Below are 13,447 nucleotides of genomic sequence, written 5' to 3'. Positions count from 1 at the left end.
GTGCGATGCGGCAAACCGTATGCCGGGCGCCACGCCTGCGCGTCGGCTCAGGAGATGATGTTTTCGTTCAGACCCAGGGTTGACTGTGGACGGTCGCCTCCACCCTGGGGATGACGTGACGGCTCAGACCTGGGTCCGACGCCGCGGGCCGCCCCGGCCCGTACGGTGGGCGTGTGTCCGAGACCTCGCACCGCGCCGGCCCCGAGTGGTCGTGGGCCCTGAACGCCGGGCGCGCCGTCACGCTCGTCGTGCTGGCCGCCGCCACCGTCGCGCTCGCCGCGCCGGAGCACCGCGTGCTCGCGGTCGCCGCGCTCGCGATCAGTCTCTGCGGCTCGGCCTACGGATTACGCCACGGCCCCGAGCAGTGGATCCAGCGCCTGATCGGCCTGGCCCTGTTCGCGGCCGGCGGTGTCACCCTCCTCGCGGTGGACGGTCGCGCACCCGGCTGGCTGGCCTGCGGGGTCGCGATCATCGCGGGCCTGGCCCGGCTCCCGGCCCGCACCGGCCTCGTCTTCGCGGGCACGGTCATCGCCGCCACCTGCCTCGCCCCGCTGGCCCGCGGCGACGACGAGGACGTGCCGTTGATGGCCGCGATCTGCGGCGCCGCCCTGGTGGTCGCCCTGGTCGTGAGCGGCGCGCGGAATCGCGCGGTCACCGCCGAGCAGCTCCTGGAGGCCGAGCAGTCGGCCCGCGAGTCGGCCGCCGAGCGTGACCGGCTGGCCGAGCGCCAGCGCATCGCCCGGGAGATCCACGACATCCTGGCCCACACACTCTCCGCGCAGACCGTCCAGCTGGAGGGCGCCCGCCTGCTCATCGACCGCGGCGCCACCCCGGCCGACGTGCGGGAACGCATCGTGGTCGCCCAGCGGATGGCGCGCGACGGCTTGGAGCAGACCCGCCGGGCCGTCCAGTCGCTGCGCGGCGACGCCCGCCCGTTGTCCGAGATCCTGCGCGTGCTGGCCGCCGACGCCGACGCGAAGTACGAGGAGTCCGGCGCCCCCTGGTCGCCGGCCCCACCGGCCGCCCTCACCGTCGAGCGCACCGTCCAGGAGGGTCTCACCAACGCGCGCAAGCACGCCCCGGGCGCCGGCGTCACGGTCACCGTCGCCTTCACCGACGACGCCCTGCGCGTCGAAGTCCGCGACACCGGGGCGCCCTCACCGCCGGACACTTCGGCCGGCGGCGGGTATGGGCTCACCGGCATGCGCGAACGCGCCGCGCTGCTCGGCGCCGATCTGATCACCGGACCGGACGGAAAGGGATACCGGATATGTCTGACGCTGCCCAGGAGCGGACCCTCCGCGTCGTCATCGCCGACGACCAGCGCATGGTCCGCGACGGCCTCCAGCTGATGCTCTCGCTGGTCGGCGGCGTCGACGTGGTCGAGCTCGCGGCCGACGGCGACGAAGCGGTCGCCGCCGTGGCCAGGCACGATCCGGACGTCGTGCTGATGGACCTACGGATGCCGAACTGCGACGGGGTGACCGCGACCCGGCGCATCCGGGCCGAGCATCCGCGCACCCAGGTCGTCGTGCTGACCACGTTCGCCGACGACGCCGATGTGCTCGACGCCCTGCGGGCCGGCGCCCGCGGCTACCTGACCAAGGATGCCGGCGCCGAGGAGGTCGAGCGCGCCCTGCGCCGGGTCGCCGCCGGTCATGCCGACCTGGATCCGTCCGTCCAGCGCCGCCTGCTCGGCTGGCTGCCCGATCGGCCCGTGTCGCACACGACGGCCACCGATCGCGGCCCGGCCCCGAACGGTTTGACCGACCGTGAGCTGGACGTGCTGCGCCTGATCGGCTCCGGCCTGTCGAACGGCGAGATCGCCACCCACCTGCACGTCTCCGAGTCCACCGTGAAAACCCACGTGAACCACGTCTTCGCCAAGATCAAGGTCCGCGACCGCGCCCAGGCCGTCACCTACGCCTTCCGCAACGGCATCGCCTCTTGACCAACCGCCCCACCTGGACCAACCCCGCCCCAAGACGACCGCCCACCACCCGGAGCGTCGCCGCTGGACGAGCCCAAACCGGCCGCACCACGACAATCGCCCCCAGCCCAGCCACACCGGCCACTACAAGCATTGGCGGGTGGCGAGGCGAGACCTTGCACGGCAGGGTTGGATGTCAGGCGGCGGTTACCCCAGCGGTGGTGACGGGTGGTTCGGTGGAGGCCAGATGCAGCTCCGTGCGGGGCGGCTCGACCGGGATCGTGGCAGCGCCGGCGCCGGATTTCGGGAGGGGCCGACGGGGCTGGACCCGGCCCGAGCTTCCACCGCGCCCCGGATAGACCATCAGCCCGTTCACCGGGTCAGGCACCGCGTCCAGGGCGGCCCGAACCGCCGGCAGGTCGCGGAATTCCGTGAACCGCTCGTCGGCACGGAAAGCGATCTCGAACAAGACACCCCAGCTGTGGCGATGCCATTCCCAGTCATAGGCCCCGTGCGTGACGGCGGCCTCGACCAGCGCGTTGCCGAATGAATCCTGCCAGCGGGCGGCGGAGGACCGCGGCCCGTCGAATACCTCGATCGACCACCAGTGCAGCTCCATGCGATCCAATGTACGACCGCGCGGCACCCGTGAACGGGCCAAGTTTCCAGGTCGCAGGCCCCGGTGTCGAACCGGGCGATCCACCCTTATGAGGGGCGGGCGGGCGCCGGCCCGCCTGCGGTGACCCCACAGTGGATGACTCACATCGTGCCCTCGGCTGGACTCGAACCAGCGACCCCGGCGCTCGGAACGCCGTGCTCTTTCCGCTGAGCTACGAAGGCGGGTGCGCGCCCGCATGAGAAGCGGGCGCGCATGCGGCACACGGCCCTGTCGGCAGATCGTGCCCGCAAAACAGAAAAGCCGACCGCGATCCCAAACAGCAGATCGTGAACGTGGTAAGAACAAAACCGTTCACGCAGACCGGTCTCCCCCGAGACGATCGGGATGCGTGAAAGGGTGCCAGGCCGGATTCGAACCGAGCGTCTACCGGATCCACATTCCGGCGCTCTAGCCGCTGAGCTACTGTCACCGTACCCGAACCAGGGATCGAACCTGGGACATCCCCGTTGTAAGCGGGGCGCTCTTCCGCTGAGCTATCCGGGCGAAAAATTACCGACGCGGAGGAGGTGGGATTCGAACCCACGGGACCCGTCCGGGCCCACGCCGTTTCCAGCGGCGATTCCGAAGCCAGGCCGGCCCCTCCAACAATCAAACCCAAAAACAAAACCGATTTCGCCGTACGGCGTGAGCAGCGCGGACGGGACTCGAACCCGCAAATTCCCTGGGTGAAAACCAGGTGACTCTCCCTATTCGTCCACCGCGCCAGGATTGGAAGCAGGGGTGGGATTCGAACCCACGATTTCCGGCTTATGAGACCGGCGAGGACGACCGAACTCCTCCACCCTGCGAGTGCGCCGCCGGGGACTCGAACCCCGAACCCACTGCTTAAGAGGCAGTTGCTCTACCCATTGAGCTAGCGACGCGTGTGCGAAGACGGGGCGGGTCGAACGCCCACGAGGCATCGCTGCCTCCAACCGCTTTCGAAGCGGTGGCCGGCGCCTATCGGCTGGCGTCTTCAAATGCGACGTCGGGATGGCGGGATTTGAACCCACGACCCCCGGTTCCCGAAACCGGTGCGCTACCAAGCTGCGCTACATCCCGAGAGTGTCGCCGGGTGGGTTCGAACCACCGGCCTCCGCCTTATCAGGGCGGCGCTCCGACCAGCTGAGCTACGGCGACACGAAAGCGGAGAGTGAGAGATTCGAACTCTCGGTGGGGGCCGGAACCCCCACTGCGGATTAGCAATCCGCCGCCATAGACCTGACTCGGCCAACTCTCCATGCGCCCTGTACCGGGATCGAACCGGCGACCTCGCGCTCGACAGGCGCTTGCTCTCCCACTGAGCTAACAAGGCATGGGTGAACCCCTGGCTGGCAAGGGCGCGGGAGCGGGAACCCCCGTGGACCCGTGGAACCCGTGGACCCGGCCGGATTCGAACCGGCCACCTCCGCTGTGCGAGAGCGGCGCTCTACCGAAAATGAGCTACGAGCCCTGGCGACGTACGTACCCGGAGCGCGATTCGAACGCGCACTACCACCGTTCTGAGCGGTGTGCCTCCTGCCGTTGGGCTACCCGGGCCAAATGAAACAAAAATTGTGGAACCAGAGCCGGAGGCGGGACTCGAACCCGCTGCCTCTCGATTACGAAACGAGTGCACGACCAGTCGTGCTCCACCGGCATTACCATCATTAATTTCGTTATTGATCCGACCGGGCAACAGGCATCGACTAGTCCCCCGCCCGGTCTGATGCAAACTGAAACCATCCGCCACGTTGCGCAGTGCGAAATCGGTGACAATTCGCACAAACTACATCACACTTCTCAGCCTCAGCCATGAACCTCTCCAGTCCAACAACCGATCGAGTGCCATGAGCCAGGGCAAATTCTTTTTTCTCCCCTTCACGGTGATCGAAATCCATTACAAAATACGGATATTCGACGCCACAGTCCATACACGGAACACTCTTCATAGTTCTGAGAAGATCGACCCGTTCACGACGCCTCCTGGCATTTCTGGCTAAATATAATTCGCGATTTTCCTGATACCAACGACGTTTAGCCTCCCGCTGCTTCTCCGGATCACGCCCATTACCAGACTTGGCCCGCCAGCCTTGACCAACAAAGTGATCAACGGAAACCCCGAGCCGCATCACATCCGCCTTGATCATGTTAAAGTTCCGGCCACCGCGCCCGGACAACCCCAGTCCCATTGCCAACTGCCGCCAAGATCGGACCGCCGGCACCAGCCGTAGCAGATCCGCATCTTTCCACTTGCGATCCATTGATCGAAGATAGCCCGCCGGCTGTCAGCTGAACAAACCCGCTCTTGGCTTCCGATGCTCTCGGTGAGCTCATTTCAAAGTGGCTACCGGGGTTCGAACCCGGGGCCTCCGCCATGGCGAGGCGGCGCTCTACCGGCTGAGCTACAGCCACGTCACCCGTCCGGGGGTCGAACCCGGTCTTCCGGATTGAGAGTCCGGTGGTCTAACCTTCCGCAACCTCACGGGCGCTGATCAACACGTGCTGAAAAAGCGTCCCCGGCGAGATTTGAACTCACGACCCCCAGGTTCGTAGCCTGGTGCTCTTTCCGCTGAGCTACGGAGACTTGTGGTGCGTGGACCTGGGCGGATTCGAACCGCCGACCCCCGGTCTGCCGAACCGGTGCGCTACCAACTGCGCTACAAGCCCATCGTTCCCCGGCCGCCGACGACGAAAAGCCGACGGCCGGGACAAAAGATATGCGTCATCCACTGTGGAGTTTTCAAAGAGCAGGGGAAAGCACGGGCAGCAGGATTCGAACCCGCATCTGACAGATTTGGAGGCTGCCGCTCTACCGTTGAGCTACACCCGCAGGGGTAAAGAAAAACCGCCCGGTCCCGGATCGGGAGGGCGGCGGAGAGACGCTAGCCGGTTTGCTAGCCTCGCCACCACTCCTGCGGCATGTCCTTGATCAGACTCGCCAGGGGTCGACCCGATCGGGGCGTGACGCCCTCAGCTCGCAGCGTTTCGTGCTGCGCCATGCTTGAGGTCGGCCACCGCATGATCGTCACCCCTTCCCTGATCGTTTTGCTGTCCGGCCCTTTCGGCCGTCCGCTCGCTTGTGAGGACTACGTTAAGCCGTCGTCCCGGGACCGGCAACGCAATTAACGGCCGAATCTGACATTGATCGGAATGCGCTGGTCGAACGCGATGCCCGGCGAGAATGTGACCCCGCCCCGGGCGTCCGTCGGGCGCGGTCCGGAGCATCAGGCGCGGCAACCCCTGTACGGCCAGGCAAGGGTAGGCTAACCTAACCGACGAACGACCTCATCGAGCGCTCCGCCGAGGAGCGGTGCCGATGAGCAGACGCCGGGCCTCGCTGCCCGGGGCCCGGCGTCTTGTTCACCTCAGAACTCAGACCTCGACCGGCGTGAGCTCCGGCAGCGCCACGGGCGTCTCACGTGCGGCGGACGGGCGACGGCCGGCCGGGACCAGGAGCGCGACCAGGAAGGCGAGTGCGCTGGCCACGGCGAGCAGCAGGAACGCCTCGGTGTAGCCGGACTCGGCGGGCAGGCCCTGAGGGCCGACGTGCCCGGTCACCACGGAGCTGACCACCGCCGTACCGATGGAAGCTCCGATGGTCCTGATGTTGGTGTTCATACCACTGGCCACACCGGTCTGGTTCATCGGCACGCTCTGCACGATCAAGTTGATCATCGAGGAGTAGAGCAGGCCGAGACCGATGCCGAAGACGGCGCCGGTGAGCGACACCACGGCCCGGCTGTCGTGGGCCAGGGCCAGGGCGAGTGCGGCGATGGTGCCCAGGCCGGCGCCGATGAGCAGTTGCGCCTTGTTGCTGACCCAGCGGGTGAGCGGGCCGCTGATCGAGCCGAACACCGCCATGGTCACCATCATCGGCAGCATCAGCAGGCCGGCGCCGGTCACGCCGGCGCCGAAGCCGTAGCCGGTGCTGGCCGGGACCTGCATGAGCTGCGGCAGGAACGCGAAGACGCCGAACATCGCGGCGCCGAACAGCAGCGAGACGAGGTTGGTCGTCCAGACCGCGGGCAGGCGCATCATCCGCATGTCGATGAGCGGCTCGGCCGAACGCAGCTCGGTGAGCATCCACCCGGCGAAGAGGACCAGGGCAAGAGCGAACAATCCGAGCGTACGGCCGGAGGACCAGCCCCAGGTCGCGCCCTTGCTCAGGGGCAGGAGCAGAGCGACCAGCCAGCCGGCCAGCAGCACGGCCGAGAGCCAGTTGATCCGGCCGCGCACGCCGGTCGGGGACGGCGGGACCACGCGCCAGGCCGCGACGGCGACCAGGGTCACGGCGACCATCGGGATCCAGAACAGCCAGCGCCAGTCGAGCCAGCCGACGATCGGGCCGGCCAGGACGATGCCGAGGCCGCTGCCGCTGGCGATGACCGCGGCCAGGATGCCGATGGCCGAGGAGACCCGGTTCGGCGGGTAGATGTCCCGGATGATGCCGAACGAGACCGGGAAGACGGCGGCGCCGAGGCCCTGCACGACGCGGGCCACGATGAGCACCGTCACGTTCGGGGCGATCGCGGCGAGCAGGCAGCCCAGCGCGATGGCGCCGAGCGCGACGAGCAGCGTCCGGTCCTTGCCGATCATGTCGGCGATGCGGCCCATGAGCGGGGTGGCCACCGAGGCGGCGAGCAACCAGGCGGTCAGCACCCAGGTGACCGTGCCGGTGGTGGTGTGCAGGTCCTGCTGGATGGTCGGCAGCACCGGGGTGACCAGTGACTGCATGAGGGCGAACGCAGCGGCCGCGGCGGCCAGCACCGTGAAGGTCACGCGTGGGGTCGCCTGGTAAAGTCGAGGCATGCCTCCAGATTAGTGGAGGACCCCCTCCGGTTAGCAACCGAATTACCGGGGAGGGTGATGTGAGGAGGGTCTCGATGCCTGACGTGCCGGTCGCGGTGCGCCGCCCCCAGCGGGCCGACGCGCGGCGCAACTTCGACGCGCTGCTGGCCGCCGCCCGCGAGATCTTCGCCGAGAGCAGCACGGACGCCTCGCTGGAAGAGATCGCCCGCCGGGCCGGGGTCGGCATCGGCACGCTGTACCGGAACTTCCCGACCCGCCGCGACCTGTTCGAGGCGGTCTACATCGAGGAGATCAACCAGCTCAGCGCGGCCGCCCTCGCCGTCGCCGACCAGCCGCCGTGGGAGGCGCTGCGCTCCTGGCTCGACCGCTTCGTGCAGTACGTGGTGACCAAACGCGCCGTCGTCGACGCGCTGAACCGCGACTCCGAGCTGTTCAAGTCATGCCGCATCACCATGTACGCAGCCGGCGAACCGCTGATGCAGCGCGCCCGGGAAGCCGGCCAGGTCCGCCCGGACGCCAGCTTCGACGACGTCCTGCGCATGATCTCCGGCCTGGTCTCCGGCGCTTTCGTCGACGAGGCCCAGCGCGCCCGGGTGATCGACTTCGCCCTCGACGGCATCCGCATCCGCCCCTGACCCGCCGGCCTGACCCGCCGGCCTGACCCGCGGGTTCAGCCGGCATCGAGAGCTGCGCCCGGGCAGTTCGGCGTGAGCGGCGACAACGGCTTCGGCTGCGCATTCGAGCAGGTCAGGGGCGACCAGTCGATCATCGACGCTGATCTTGGCCGCGGCCGGCGACACAACCCACCCACCCTACTGGGGGAGCGCCTCGGACCATTGTCGCAAGGGAACCCAAGATCGGGTGGGTGGGCTGTGGACGACGGATCAGTGTGGACAACGGGCGGCCGGGCACCGGCCCGTGCTATGCCCACCGCCCCGGAACGCCGTACCCAGGAATCAATCGATGATGAACGGGCGTGAGGCCACGGGCGGGGAGGCCGCGGCGACCGTGTCCGCGCCGGCCCGGCCGAGGAAGCGGTAGATCACCTTCTTGTTGCCGCGTTTGAGGACCACACCGACCCTGCCGTCGCTGGCGGTGGTGAGGACGATGTTGCCGTCGGTCCGCCAGGACGTGCCGACCTTGTGCTGCAGGGTGACGGTGACCTTGGCCGACCGTTTGGGCAGGACGCCGAACGCGCCGAGGACCGCGCCGATCGACCGGTAGTGGACGACGCCCCGCTTGGTGGTGCCGTGCATCAATGTCAGTGACAGCGCCGACGGGGTCGTGAACGACGCGGTCGTGGTCGCGGGCAGGTATTTGGCGTCGGCGGCGGTGTTCACGGTGACTTTGCCGTTGCCGCGGGCGGCCAGGCTGAGGTAGGCGATCCCGGTCGCGCTGGTGGTGATGCCGGCGACGGTGGTCACCCCGTTCTGCCGGACGGACACGGTTGCCGCCACCCTGGAGCGCCCGGGTGTCCGTACCGTGATCGTCAGGTTTTTGCCGTAGGCCTTGGCCGGGGCGACGGTGGCCGACACGGTGGTCGCGACCTGGCCGGCCGTCGGCGTCGCGACGAGGGTGGGGGCGTTGCCGAATTCCTGGGCGATGGAGAAGATCGTCGATCCGTCGGCCGACCAGGACGCGGTGCCCGCCGGGTTGAAGTACGAGTTGGTGCCGGCCACCGGCGACGTGACCAGTTCGGTGCCGCCGGCCGCGTCGAAGATGTGCACCGGCCGCTGATCGACGGCGGTGTCGATCAGCCCGGCGAAGCGCGCGCCGTCGGGTGACCAGGCGACCGCGGTGGCGTGCGGCCCGGTCGGGAAGTCGCCGTCCTTCGTCATGGTCGCGGAGTTGTAGCGGGCCACGCCGTTCTCGCTCGCGGACTGGGTGACCAGGAACCGGGTGCTGTCGGGCGAGATCTCGACGTCGTCGGCCGCGTCCAGCGCCGCACTGTTGCCCTTGGTGAGCGTGCCGTCGCCGGCCGCCGTGTACGCGGTGGCCGTCCCGGCGACACCGCGCCTGGGATAGGTGATCACCCGGGACCCGGCCCCGGTCAGCCCACCGAGATCGGAATCGGTCAGCACACTCCGGTCGGTGTGGTCGGTCAGGTCGAGCCGTCCGACGCCGCCGGTTTCCACGTCGCAGGAGTAGGCGTAGTACAGCGCCCCGCCCACGATCGACGACCGGCCGGGGCAGGCCTGCGACGTCCACGAGCCGAGCACCTCGCCCGCCGTCGACACCCGGGCGATCTTGCCGGCGGTCGACTCGGAGACGTAGACGCTGGTCCCGTCCGGGCTCGGGGTCAGGCCTTTCGCGCCAAGCAGCCCGGTCACCGTGGTGCGCACCCGGCCGGTTGCCGACGTGATCAGCACGGTGTTGCCGGCGGCGACCCACACCTCCGGGCCGACCGCGAGCACGTCGGTGACGGCGTCGGTGGTGGGGAGTTCGTAGCGGGCCGGGGTCGTGATCGCCGGGTCGGCCTGCGCCGCGGAGGGGACGGCGAGCGCCCCGGCGACCAGGACGCTACCGATCAGGAATTGACATCTCATGCCGTCAAGTCTCGCGGCTTTGAGCTGCGAAAACGCTGATTTTGGCGGGTCCGTGGCGGTGTCACCCGGGCCGGGTGGCCCGGACGTCACCCCCGAGGTGATGATCGTGAGGCCGGGCGACGGGGTGACCGGTGGTCACCGCGCCGGTGACGATCGCCGCGAGCGCGGCCGCGTAGGTGGTCATCACCAGCACGCCCGCGGCCGGCAGATCGATCCCGGCCGCCCCGACACCGATCATCAGGTCCGAGACCAGGAACAACGCGCCGCCGACGGCCGTGCGCCGGGACACCGCGACGGCCGCCGCGGCCATCGCGGCCAACGCCAGGCTGTAGATCAGGATCGGGATCCGCAGCGCGCCCACCCGATCCCAGAGAAGGGCATTGACCAACAACCAGACGATTGCGTACGCCGTGAAGGCGATCGTTTTCGGACGGGCCGCCCGCAGGAACGCGGTGAGGAAGCAGAGTTGGGCGCCGAGGAAGAACCCCATCCCGGCCAGGAACGGGACCTTGCCGGGGATCAGCAGCGCGACGTCGCCGAGCGTGGCGAACACGAGCGCCGCCGTGAGCCGGTTCCACCTGCCGACGTACCAGATCAAGATCGGTGCGAGCAGGGGCTTGGCCACCCATTGGACCGGTGTCCAGTCCGCCGCCACCGCGATCACCTCGACGATCGCGACGGCGGCGAAGATCTTGAGTTTCACGCGGCCGGCTGCCAGCCGGGACGGCCGAACACGTAGCCGAGGCGGGCCCGCCAGTTCGTGGCCGTGCGCAGGTCACGCCCGATCGCGGCGTACTCGTGGGTCGCCACCTTGAGCGGGTTGTACGTGGTCAGGTTCGTCGTCAGGCCGTACCGGACGGCCTCGCCCTCGGGTTCGAAGCTGCGGAACATCCGGTCCCAGATGATCAGGATGCCGCCGTAGTTGCGGTCCAGGTAGGGGTCGTTCGAGCCGTGGTGCACGCGGTGGTGCGACGGCGTGTTGAAGAACCACTCGATCGGCCGCCACATGCGGTTGATCCGCTCGGTGTGCAGGAAGAACTGGTAGGCCAGGCTGATCGACTGCTGCAGGAAGATCATCCATGGAGGAAGGCCGAGCAGGGCCAGGCCCAGCCAGAACGGGGTCGCGGTCATCGGCGTCCAGCTCTGCCGCAGCGCGGTCGACAGGTTGAAGAACTGGCTGGAGTGGTGCACGACGTGCCCGGCCCAGAACACCCGGACCTCGTGGTGCAGCCGGTGGAACCAGTAGTAGGCGAAGTCGTCGGCGAAGAACAGCAGCACCCACACCCACCAGTCGTGCGGGTCGAGCTTGAACGGGCTGATCACGTACAGCCCGGCGAACGCGACCGCGGTGAGCAGCTTCCACGGGATGCCGATGACCTGACTGCCGGCGCCCATGGACAGGCTGGTGGCGGTGTCACGCGTCTCGTAGCCGCGCTCCTCGTCATCCGGCAGGAACCGGAAGGACAGCGCTTCCATGACGATGAGCAGCAGGAACGCCGGTATGGCGTAGACCACGGCGGGGATCAACGGACGTTCTCCTTCGCGTGCAGAAGGCCGCGGGCGACGGCCTCGGCCTCGGCGGCCTCGCCGGCCGCGATCAGGGCGGCGAGCTTGCGGTGGGCCGCGACGTTCAAGAGTTCTTCGGTACGCAGGTGGGCCGGCACGTGCCCGACGGCCAGGGTCCCGGCGGTCAGGCTGTTGAACGCCAGCAGGTAGGCGATGTTGCCCGAGCCCTCGACGATGCGCCGCCAGACCAGCAGGTCGGCCGGACCCATCAGGGCCAGGTCGGGCACCGCCGCCGCGTAGATCTCGACCGCGTCGACGACCTGCTTCCTGGCGAAGTCGGTCGCCCGCAGCGCGCACAGCCGGGCGGCGTCGGCCCCGATCGTCGCCCGCATCTCCATCACGTCCCGCGACAACGTCTCGACCGGCAGCACGTCACCGGCCATGGCCAGGTCGAGCCCGGCGTTCTCCCGCCAGTCGAGGACGCGGGTGGCGCCGCCCTGACTGACCTTGACCAGGCCGAGCTGCTGCAGGCGGCGCAGCGCCTCCCGGATCGCGTGCCGGTTGACCTCGAAGGTCGTGGCCAGTTCGCGTTCGCTGGGCAGCGCGTCGCCGGCCGGGTAGCGGCCGCCCACGATCGCGTCGCGGAGGCGCCCGAACACGTGGTCGGAGACCGACTGGCGGGGTGCGGGATCGAAATCCATGCGCGGCAGTGTGCCCGCCCACACATCAACCCGTCAACTGGTTGGACCAGTTCGGCAATATTTCCGGCTTGTTTCGAAAACTGTTCGGGATTCATCGATACGTTCGTACGGTCTCGGCATGTTCCGAAGATGTGTCGCCGCGATCGCGGCCCTCACGATGGTGGTGCTCGGTGCGGCGACACCGGCCGCCGCCTCGACGTTCGTACCGGCCGACGGTTCGCGGCTGCTCTTCGTCGGGCAGTCCACGAGCGCGGCCTGGAACGACTACACGTCGTTCGCCCCGGCACCGGCCGGCGGCTCGGTCTACTACGAGGTGAAGTCCGGGAACTGGGTCAACGACGGGCACCGGCAGTACGCCGAGCAGCTCGCGTCACAGGCCGGGCCGTGCAGATCGGGATCTCCTGGAAGGACAACCCGCCCGGCTTCACCGGCGGGGACGAGAACGCCAAGGCGGCCCGCTCCCGGCAGGTCACCGCCGAGATCGCGGCCGGTGGCTACACGGCGCAGTTCGACCGGCTGATCGCGTTCGTGAACCAGTACCCGCGGGCGAAGTTCTTCCTGCGGCTCGACTACGAGGTGTCGACGTTCTACCACTGCACGGACGCGACCTGTTCGTCGTACAAAAATGCGTTTGCCCGTCTCAAGGGTTTGATCGACTCACGTAAGCATCAGGACAACGTGAGCTACGTCTTCCACCCGGTGCGGGGCGAGTTCGAGCAGATGTACCCGGGCGACGCCGTCGTCGACTGGATCGGGGTGTCGGTCTTCGCGCACGAGCTGTGCCTGCCGATCTACGACAACGGTTACCACTACAACGGCGACTATGACGCCGGTGCGTTGCAGTGCCGGAACACGTACATCGGCCGGGATTCCTACGGGAACCCGGCCGCCGTCCGGCAGAACTTCGACTACGACGGCAACGTCCTGAAGATGATGCGGTTCGCCCAGGTCCACGGCAAACCGATGATCGTCTCCGAGTCCGGGATGATGAACTTCACCGACAACGGCTCGGACACCCGCGGCCTCGAGACGACCCGCGGCGACCTGTGGGTCAAGCGGCTCTTCGGCCTGATGAGCTACCGCGGGCCGATCCCCAACGAGTCCGGCACCTACGACCTGAGTCAGGTCATCAGGGCGGCCGTCTACATCGACCTGGACTTCCGGTACGGGTGGGACGGCATCGCCGACGGCAGCTTCGACTTCCCGGTCAACTCCACCTGGTTCGTCGACGGGCGCCTCTCCCAGTACGCCCAGGCCCGCTCCTCGTTCTGCGCGGGCCTCACCGCGCAGCGCTTCACCACTCCCTGTTAGGAAT

11 protein-coding genes and 19 tRNA genes are annotated in these 13,447 nt (G+C 68.3%); 4 read left to right on the top strand and 26 right to left on the bottom strand.

Features of this window, described 5'->3' with window-relative positions:
* Positions 1 to 173 precede the first annotated feature (173 nt).
* Together ACSHV8_RS03030 and ACSHV8_RS03025 are read left to right on the top strand one after the other, a co-directional pair.
* Positions 174 to 1,352 carry a sensor histidine kinase gene (locus ACSHV8_RS03030; protein WP_436529117.1) on the top strand — a complete coding sequence of 393 codons (1,179 nt, stop codon included), beginning with the start codon at positions 174 to 176 and terminating at the stop codon, positions 1,350 to 1,352.
* Complete coding sequence (locus ACSHV8_RS03025; RefSeq protein ID WP_436529115.1) at positions 1,271 to 1,951, top strand: response regulator transcription factor; 681 nt, start codon at positions 1,271 to 1,273, stop codon at positions 1,949 to 1,951. The genes ACSHV8_RS03030 and ACSHV8_RS03025 overlap by 82 nt, the downstream gene beginning before the upstream one ends.
* A 175-nt stretch (positions 1,952 to 2,126) precedes the next feature.
* Here the strand turns inward: ACSHV8_RS03025 and ACSHV8_RS03020 are convergent, their stop codons facing one another.
* From ACSHV8_RS03020 to ACSHV8_RS02915, 22 genes are all read right to left on the bottom strand, one after another.
* A complete protein-coding gene (locus ACSHV8_RS03020) occupies positions 2,127 to 2,549 on the bottom strand; it encodes a hypothetical protein (RefSeq protein ID WP_436529114.1) in 423 nt (140 codons plus the stop codon).
* 148 nt (positions 2,550 to 2,697) lie between these two features.
* A tRNA-Arg gene (locus tag ACSHV8_RS03015) sits at positions 2,698 to 2,770 on the bottom strand.
* 173 nt (positions 2,771 to 2,943) lie between these two features.
* A tRNA-His gene (locus ACSHV8_RS03010) sits at positions 2,944 to 3,019 on the bottom strand.
* 1 nt (position 3,020) lies between these two features.
* Positions 3,021 to 3,092, bottom strand: a tRNA-Val gene (locus ACSHV8_RS03005).
* 15 nt (positions 3,093 to 3,107) lie between these two features.
* Positions 3,108 to 3,192, bottom strand: a tRNA-Ser gene (locus ACSHV8_RS03000).
* Between the two features lie 46 nt (positions 3,193 to 3,238).
* A tRNA-Glu gene (locus ACSHV8_RS02995) sits at positions 3,239 to 3,313 on the bottom strand.
* A gap of 5 nt (positions 3,314 to 3,318) precedes the next feature.
* Positions 3,319 to 3,397, bottom strand: a tRNA-Met gene (locus ACSHV8_RS02990).
* Positions 3,398 to 3,399: 2 nt separating this feature from the next.
* Positions 3,400 to 3,472, bottom strand: a tRNA-Lys gene (locus ACSHV8_RS02985).
* A 104-nt stretch (positions 3,473 to 3,576) separates the two neighbouring features.
* Positions 3,577 to 3,650: transfer RNA gene (locus ACSHV8_RS02980), tRNA-Pro, on the bottom strand.
* A 4-nt stretch (positions 3,651 to 3,654) separates the two neighbouring features.
* Positions 3,655 to 3,728, bottom strand: a tRNA-Ile gene (locus ACSHV8_RS02975).
* 7 nt (positions 3,729 to 3,735) lie between these two features.
* Positions 3,736 to 3,828 (bottom strand) — tRNA-Ser (locus tag ACSHV8_RS02970).
* Between the two features lie 3 nt (positions 3,829 to 3,831).
* Positions 3,832 to 3,903: transfer RNA gene (locus ACSHV8_RS02965), tRNA-Asp, on the bottom strand.
* Between the two features lie 63 nt (positions 3,904 to 3,966).
* Positions 3,967 to 4,041 (bottom strand) — tRNA-Ala (locus ACSHV8_RS02960).
* A gap of 12 nt (positions 4,042 to 4,053) precedes the next feature.
* Positions 4,054 to 4,127, bottom strand: a tRNA-Leu gene (locus ACSHV8_RS02955).
* Between the two features lie 27 nt (positions 4,128 to 4,154).
* Positions 4,155 to 4,227, bottom strand: a tRNA-Thr gene (locus tag ACSHV8_RS02950).
* Between the two features lie 49 nt (positions 4,228 to 4,276).
* Positions 4,277 to 4,831 carry a hypothetical protein gene (locus ACSHV8_RS02945; protein WP_436529112.1) on the bottom strand — a complete coding sequence of 185 codons (555 nt, stop codon included), beginning with the start codon at positions 4,829 to 4,831 and terminating at the stop codon, positions 4,277 to 4,279.
* Between the two features lie 78 nt (positions 4,832 to 4,909).
* Positions 4,910 to 4,982: transfer RNA gene (locus ACSHV8_RS02940), tRNA-Gly, on the bottom strand.
* Between the two features lies 1 nt (position 4,983).
* Positions 4,984 to 5,058, bottom strand: a tRNA-Glu gene (locus ACSHV8_RS02935).
* Positions 5,059 to 5,081: 23 nt separating this feature from the next.
* Positions 5,082 to 5,154 (bottom strand) — tRNA-Arg (locus ACSHV8_RS02930).
* A 10-nt stretch (positions 5,155 to 5,164) separates the two neighbouring features.
* Positions 5,165 to 5,237: transfer RNA gene (locus ACSHV8_RS02925), tRNA-Ala, on the bottom strand.
* Positions 5,238 to 5,328: 91 nt separating this feature from the next.
* Positions 5,329 to 5,400, bottom strand: a tRNA-Trp gene (locus ACSHV8_RS02920).
* A gap of 542 nt (positions 5,401 to 5,942) precedes the next feature.
* Positions 5,943 to 7,379: an MFS transporter gene (locus tag ACSHV8_RS02915; RefSeq protein ID WP_436529110.1), complete on the bottom strand. Its 1,437-nt coding sequence runs from the start codon at positions 7,377 to 7,379 to the stop codon at positions 5,943 to 5,945.
* 74 nt (positions 7,380 to 7,453) lie between these two features.
* On the opposite strand from ACSHV8_RS02915, the gene ACSHV8_RS02910 reads away from it, so the two are divergent.
* The gene (locus ACSHV8_RS02910; protein ID WP_436529108.1) at positions 7,454 to 8,014 is read left to right on the top strand and encodes a TetR/AcrR family transcriptional regulator; all 561 of its coding nucleotides are present in this window, start codon (positions 7,454 to 7,456) and stop codon (positions 8,012 to 8,014) included.
* A gap of 321 nt (positions 8,015 to 8,335) precedes the next feature.
* On the opposite strand, the gene ACSHV8_RS02905 is transcribed toward ACSHV8_RS02910, so the two are convergent.
* The 4 genes from ACSHV8_RS02905 to ACSHV8_RS02890 all read right to left on the bottom strand — a co-directional run bounded on the left by ACSHV8_RS02905 (position 8,336) and on the right by ACSHV8_RS02890 (position 12,132).
* Positions 8,336 to 9,925, bottom strand: coding sequence for a hypothetical protein (locus ACSHV8_RS02905; protein ID WP_436529106.1), 1,590 nt, complete (start codon positions 9,923 to 9,925; stop codon positions 8,336 to 8,338).
* A gap of 61 nt (positions 9,926 to 9,986) precedes the next feature.
* Positions 9,987 to 10,628 carry a lysoplasmalogenase gene (locus ACSHV8_RS02900; protein ID WP_436529104.1) on the bottom strand — a complete coding sequence of 214 codons (642 nt, stop codon included), beginning with the start codon at positions 10,626 to 10,628 and terminating at the stop codon, positions 9,987 to 9,989.
* Positions 10,625 to 11,452, bottom strand: a complete 828-nt coding sequence (locus ACSHV8_RS02895; RefSeq protein WP_436529102.1) for a sterol desaturase family protein — start codon at positions 11,450 to 11,452, stop codon at positions 10,625 to 10,627. The genes ACSHV8_RS02900 and ACSHV8_RS02895 overlap by 4 nt, the downstream gene beginning before the upstream one ends.
* A complete protein-coding gene (locus tag ACSHV8_RS02890) occupies positions 11,449 to 12,132 on the bottom strand; it encodes a FadR/GntR family transcriptional regulator (protein WP_436529100.1) in 684 nt (227 codons plus the stop codon). The genes ACSHV8_RS02895 and ACSHV8_RS02890 overlap by 4 nt, the downstream gene beginning before the upstream one ends.
* A 384-nt stretch (positions 12,133 to 12,516) precedes the next feature.
* On the opposite strand from ACSHV8_RS02890, the gene ACSHV8_RS02885 reads away from it, so the two are divergent.
* Positions 12,517 to 13,443 (top strand): hypothetical protein, encoded by a 927-nt coding sequence (locus tag ACSHV8_RS02885; RefSeq protein WP_436529098.1) that lies wholly within the window; start codon positions 12,517 to 12,519, stop codon positions 13,441 to 13,443.
* The last annotated feature ends 4 nt before the right edge of the window (positions 13,444 to 13,447 follow it).

The sequence above is a fragment of the Actinoplanes sp. HUAS TT8 genome, from assembly GCF_051380535.1.
Taxonomy (GTDB): domain Bacteria; phylum Actinomycetota; class Actinomycetes; order Mycobacteriales; family Micromonosporaceae; genus Actinoplanes.
Note: the sequence above shows the minus strand (reverse complement) of the source record. Positions and strands in the feature narration are given on the sequence as shown.

What these genes read in the sequence shown, in the direction of transcription:
- ACSHV8_RS02905 (WP_436529106.1), bottom strand. Translation starts at nt 9,925, where the DNA reads ATGAGATGTCAATTCCTGATCGGTAGCGTCCTGGTCGCCGGGGCGCTC.
- ACSHV8_RS03025 (WP_436529115.1), top strand. Translation starts at nt 1,271, where the DNA reads ATGTCTGACGCTGCCCAGGAGCGGACCCTCCGCGTCGTCATCGCCGAC.
- ACSHV8_RS02945 (WP_436529112.1), bottom strand. Translation starts at nt 4,831, where the DNA reads ATGGATCGCAAGTGGAAAGATGCGGATCTGCTACGGCTGGTGCCGGCG.
- ACSHV8_RS03020 (WP_436529114.1), bottom strand. Translation starts at nt 2,549, where the DNA reads ATGGAGCTGCACTGGTGGTCGATCGAGGTATTCGACGGGCCGCGGTCC.
- ACSHV8_RS02910 (WP_436529108.1), top strand. Translation starts at nt 7,454, where the DNA reads ATGCCTGACGTGCCGGTCGCGGTGCGCCGCCCCCAGCGGGCCGACGCG.
- ACSHV8_RS02890 (WP_436529100.1), bottom strand. Translation starts at nt 12,132, where the DNA reads ATGGATTTCGATCCCGCACCCCGCCAGTCGGTCTCCGACCACGTGTTC.
- ACSHV8_RS02915 (WP_436529110.1), bottom strand. Translation starts at nt 7,379, where the DNA reads ATGCCTCGACTTTACCAGGCGACCCCACGCGTGACCTTCACGGTGCTG.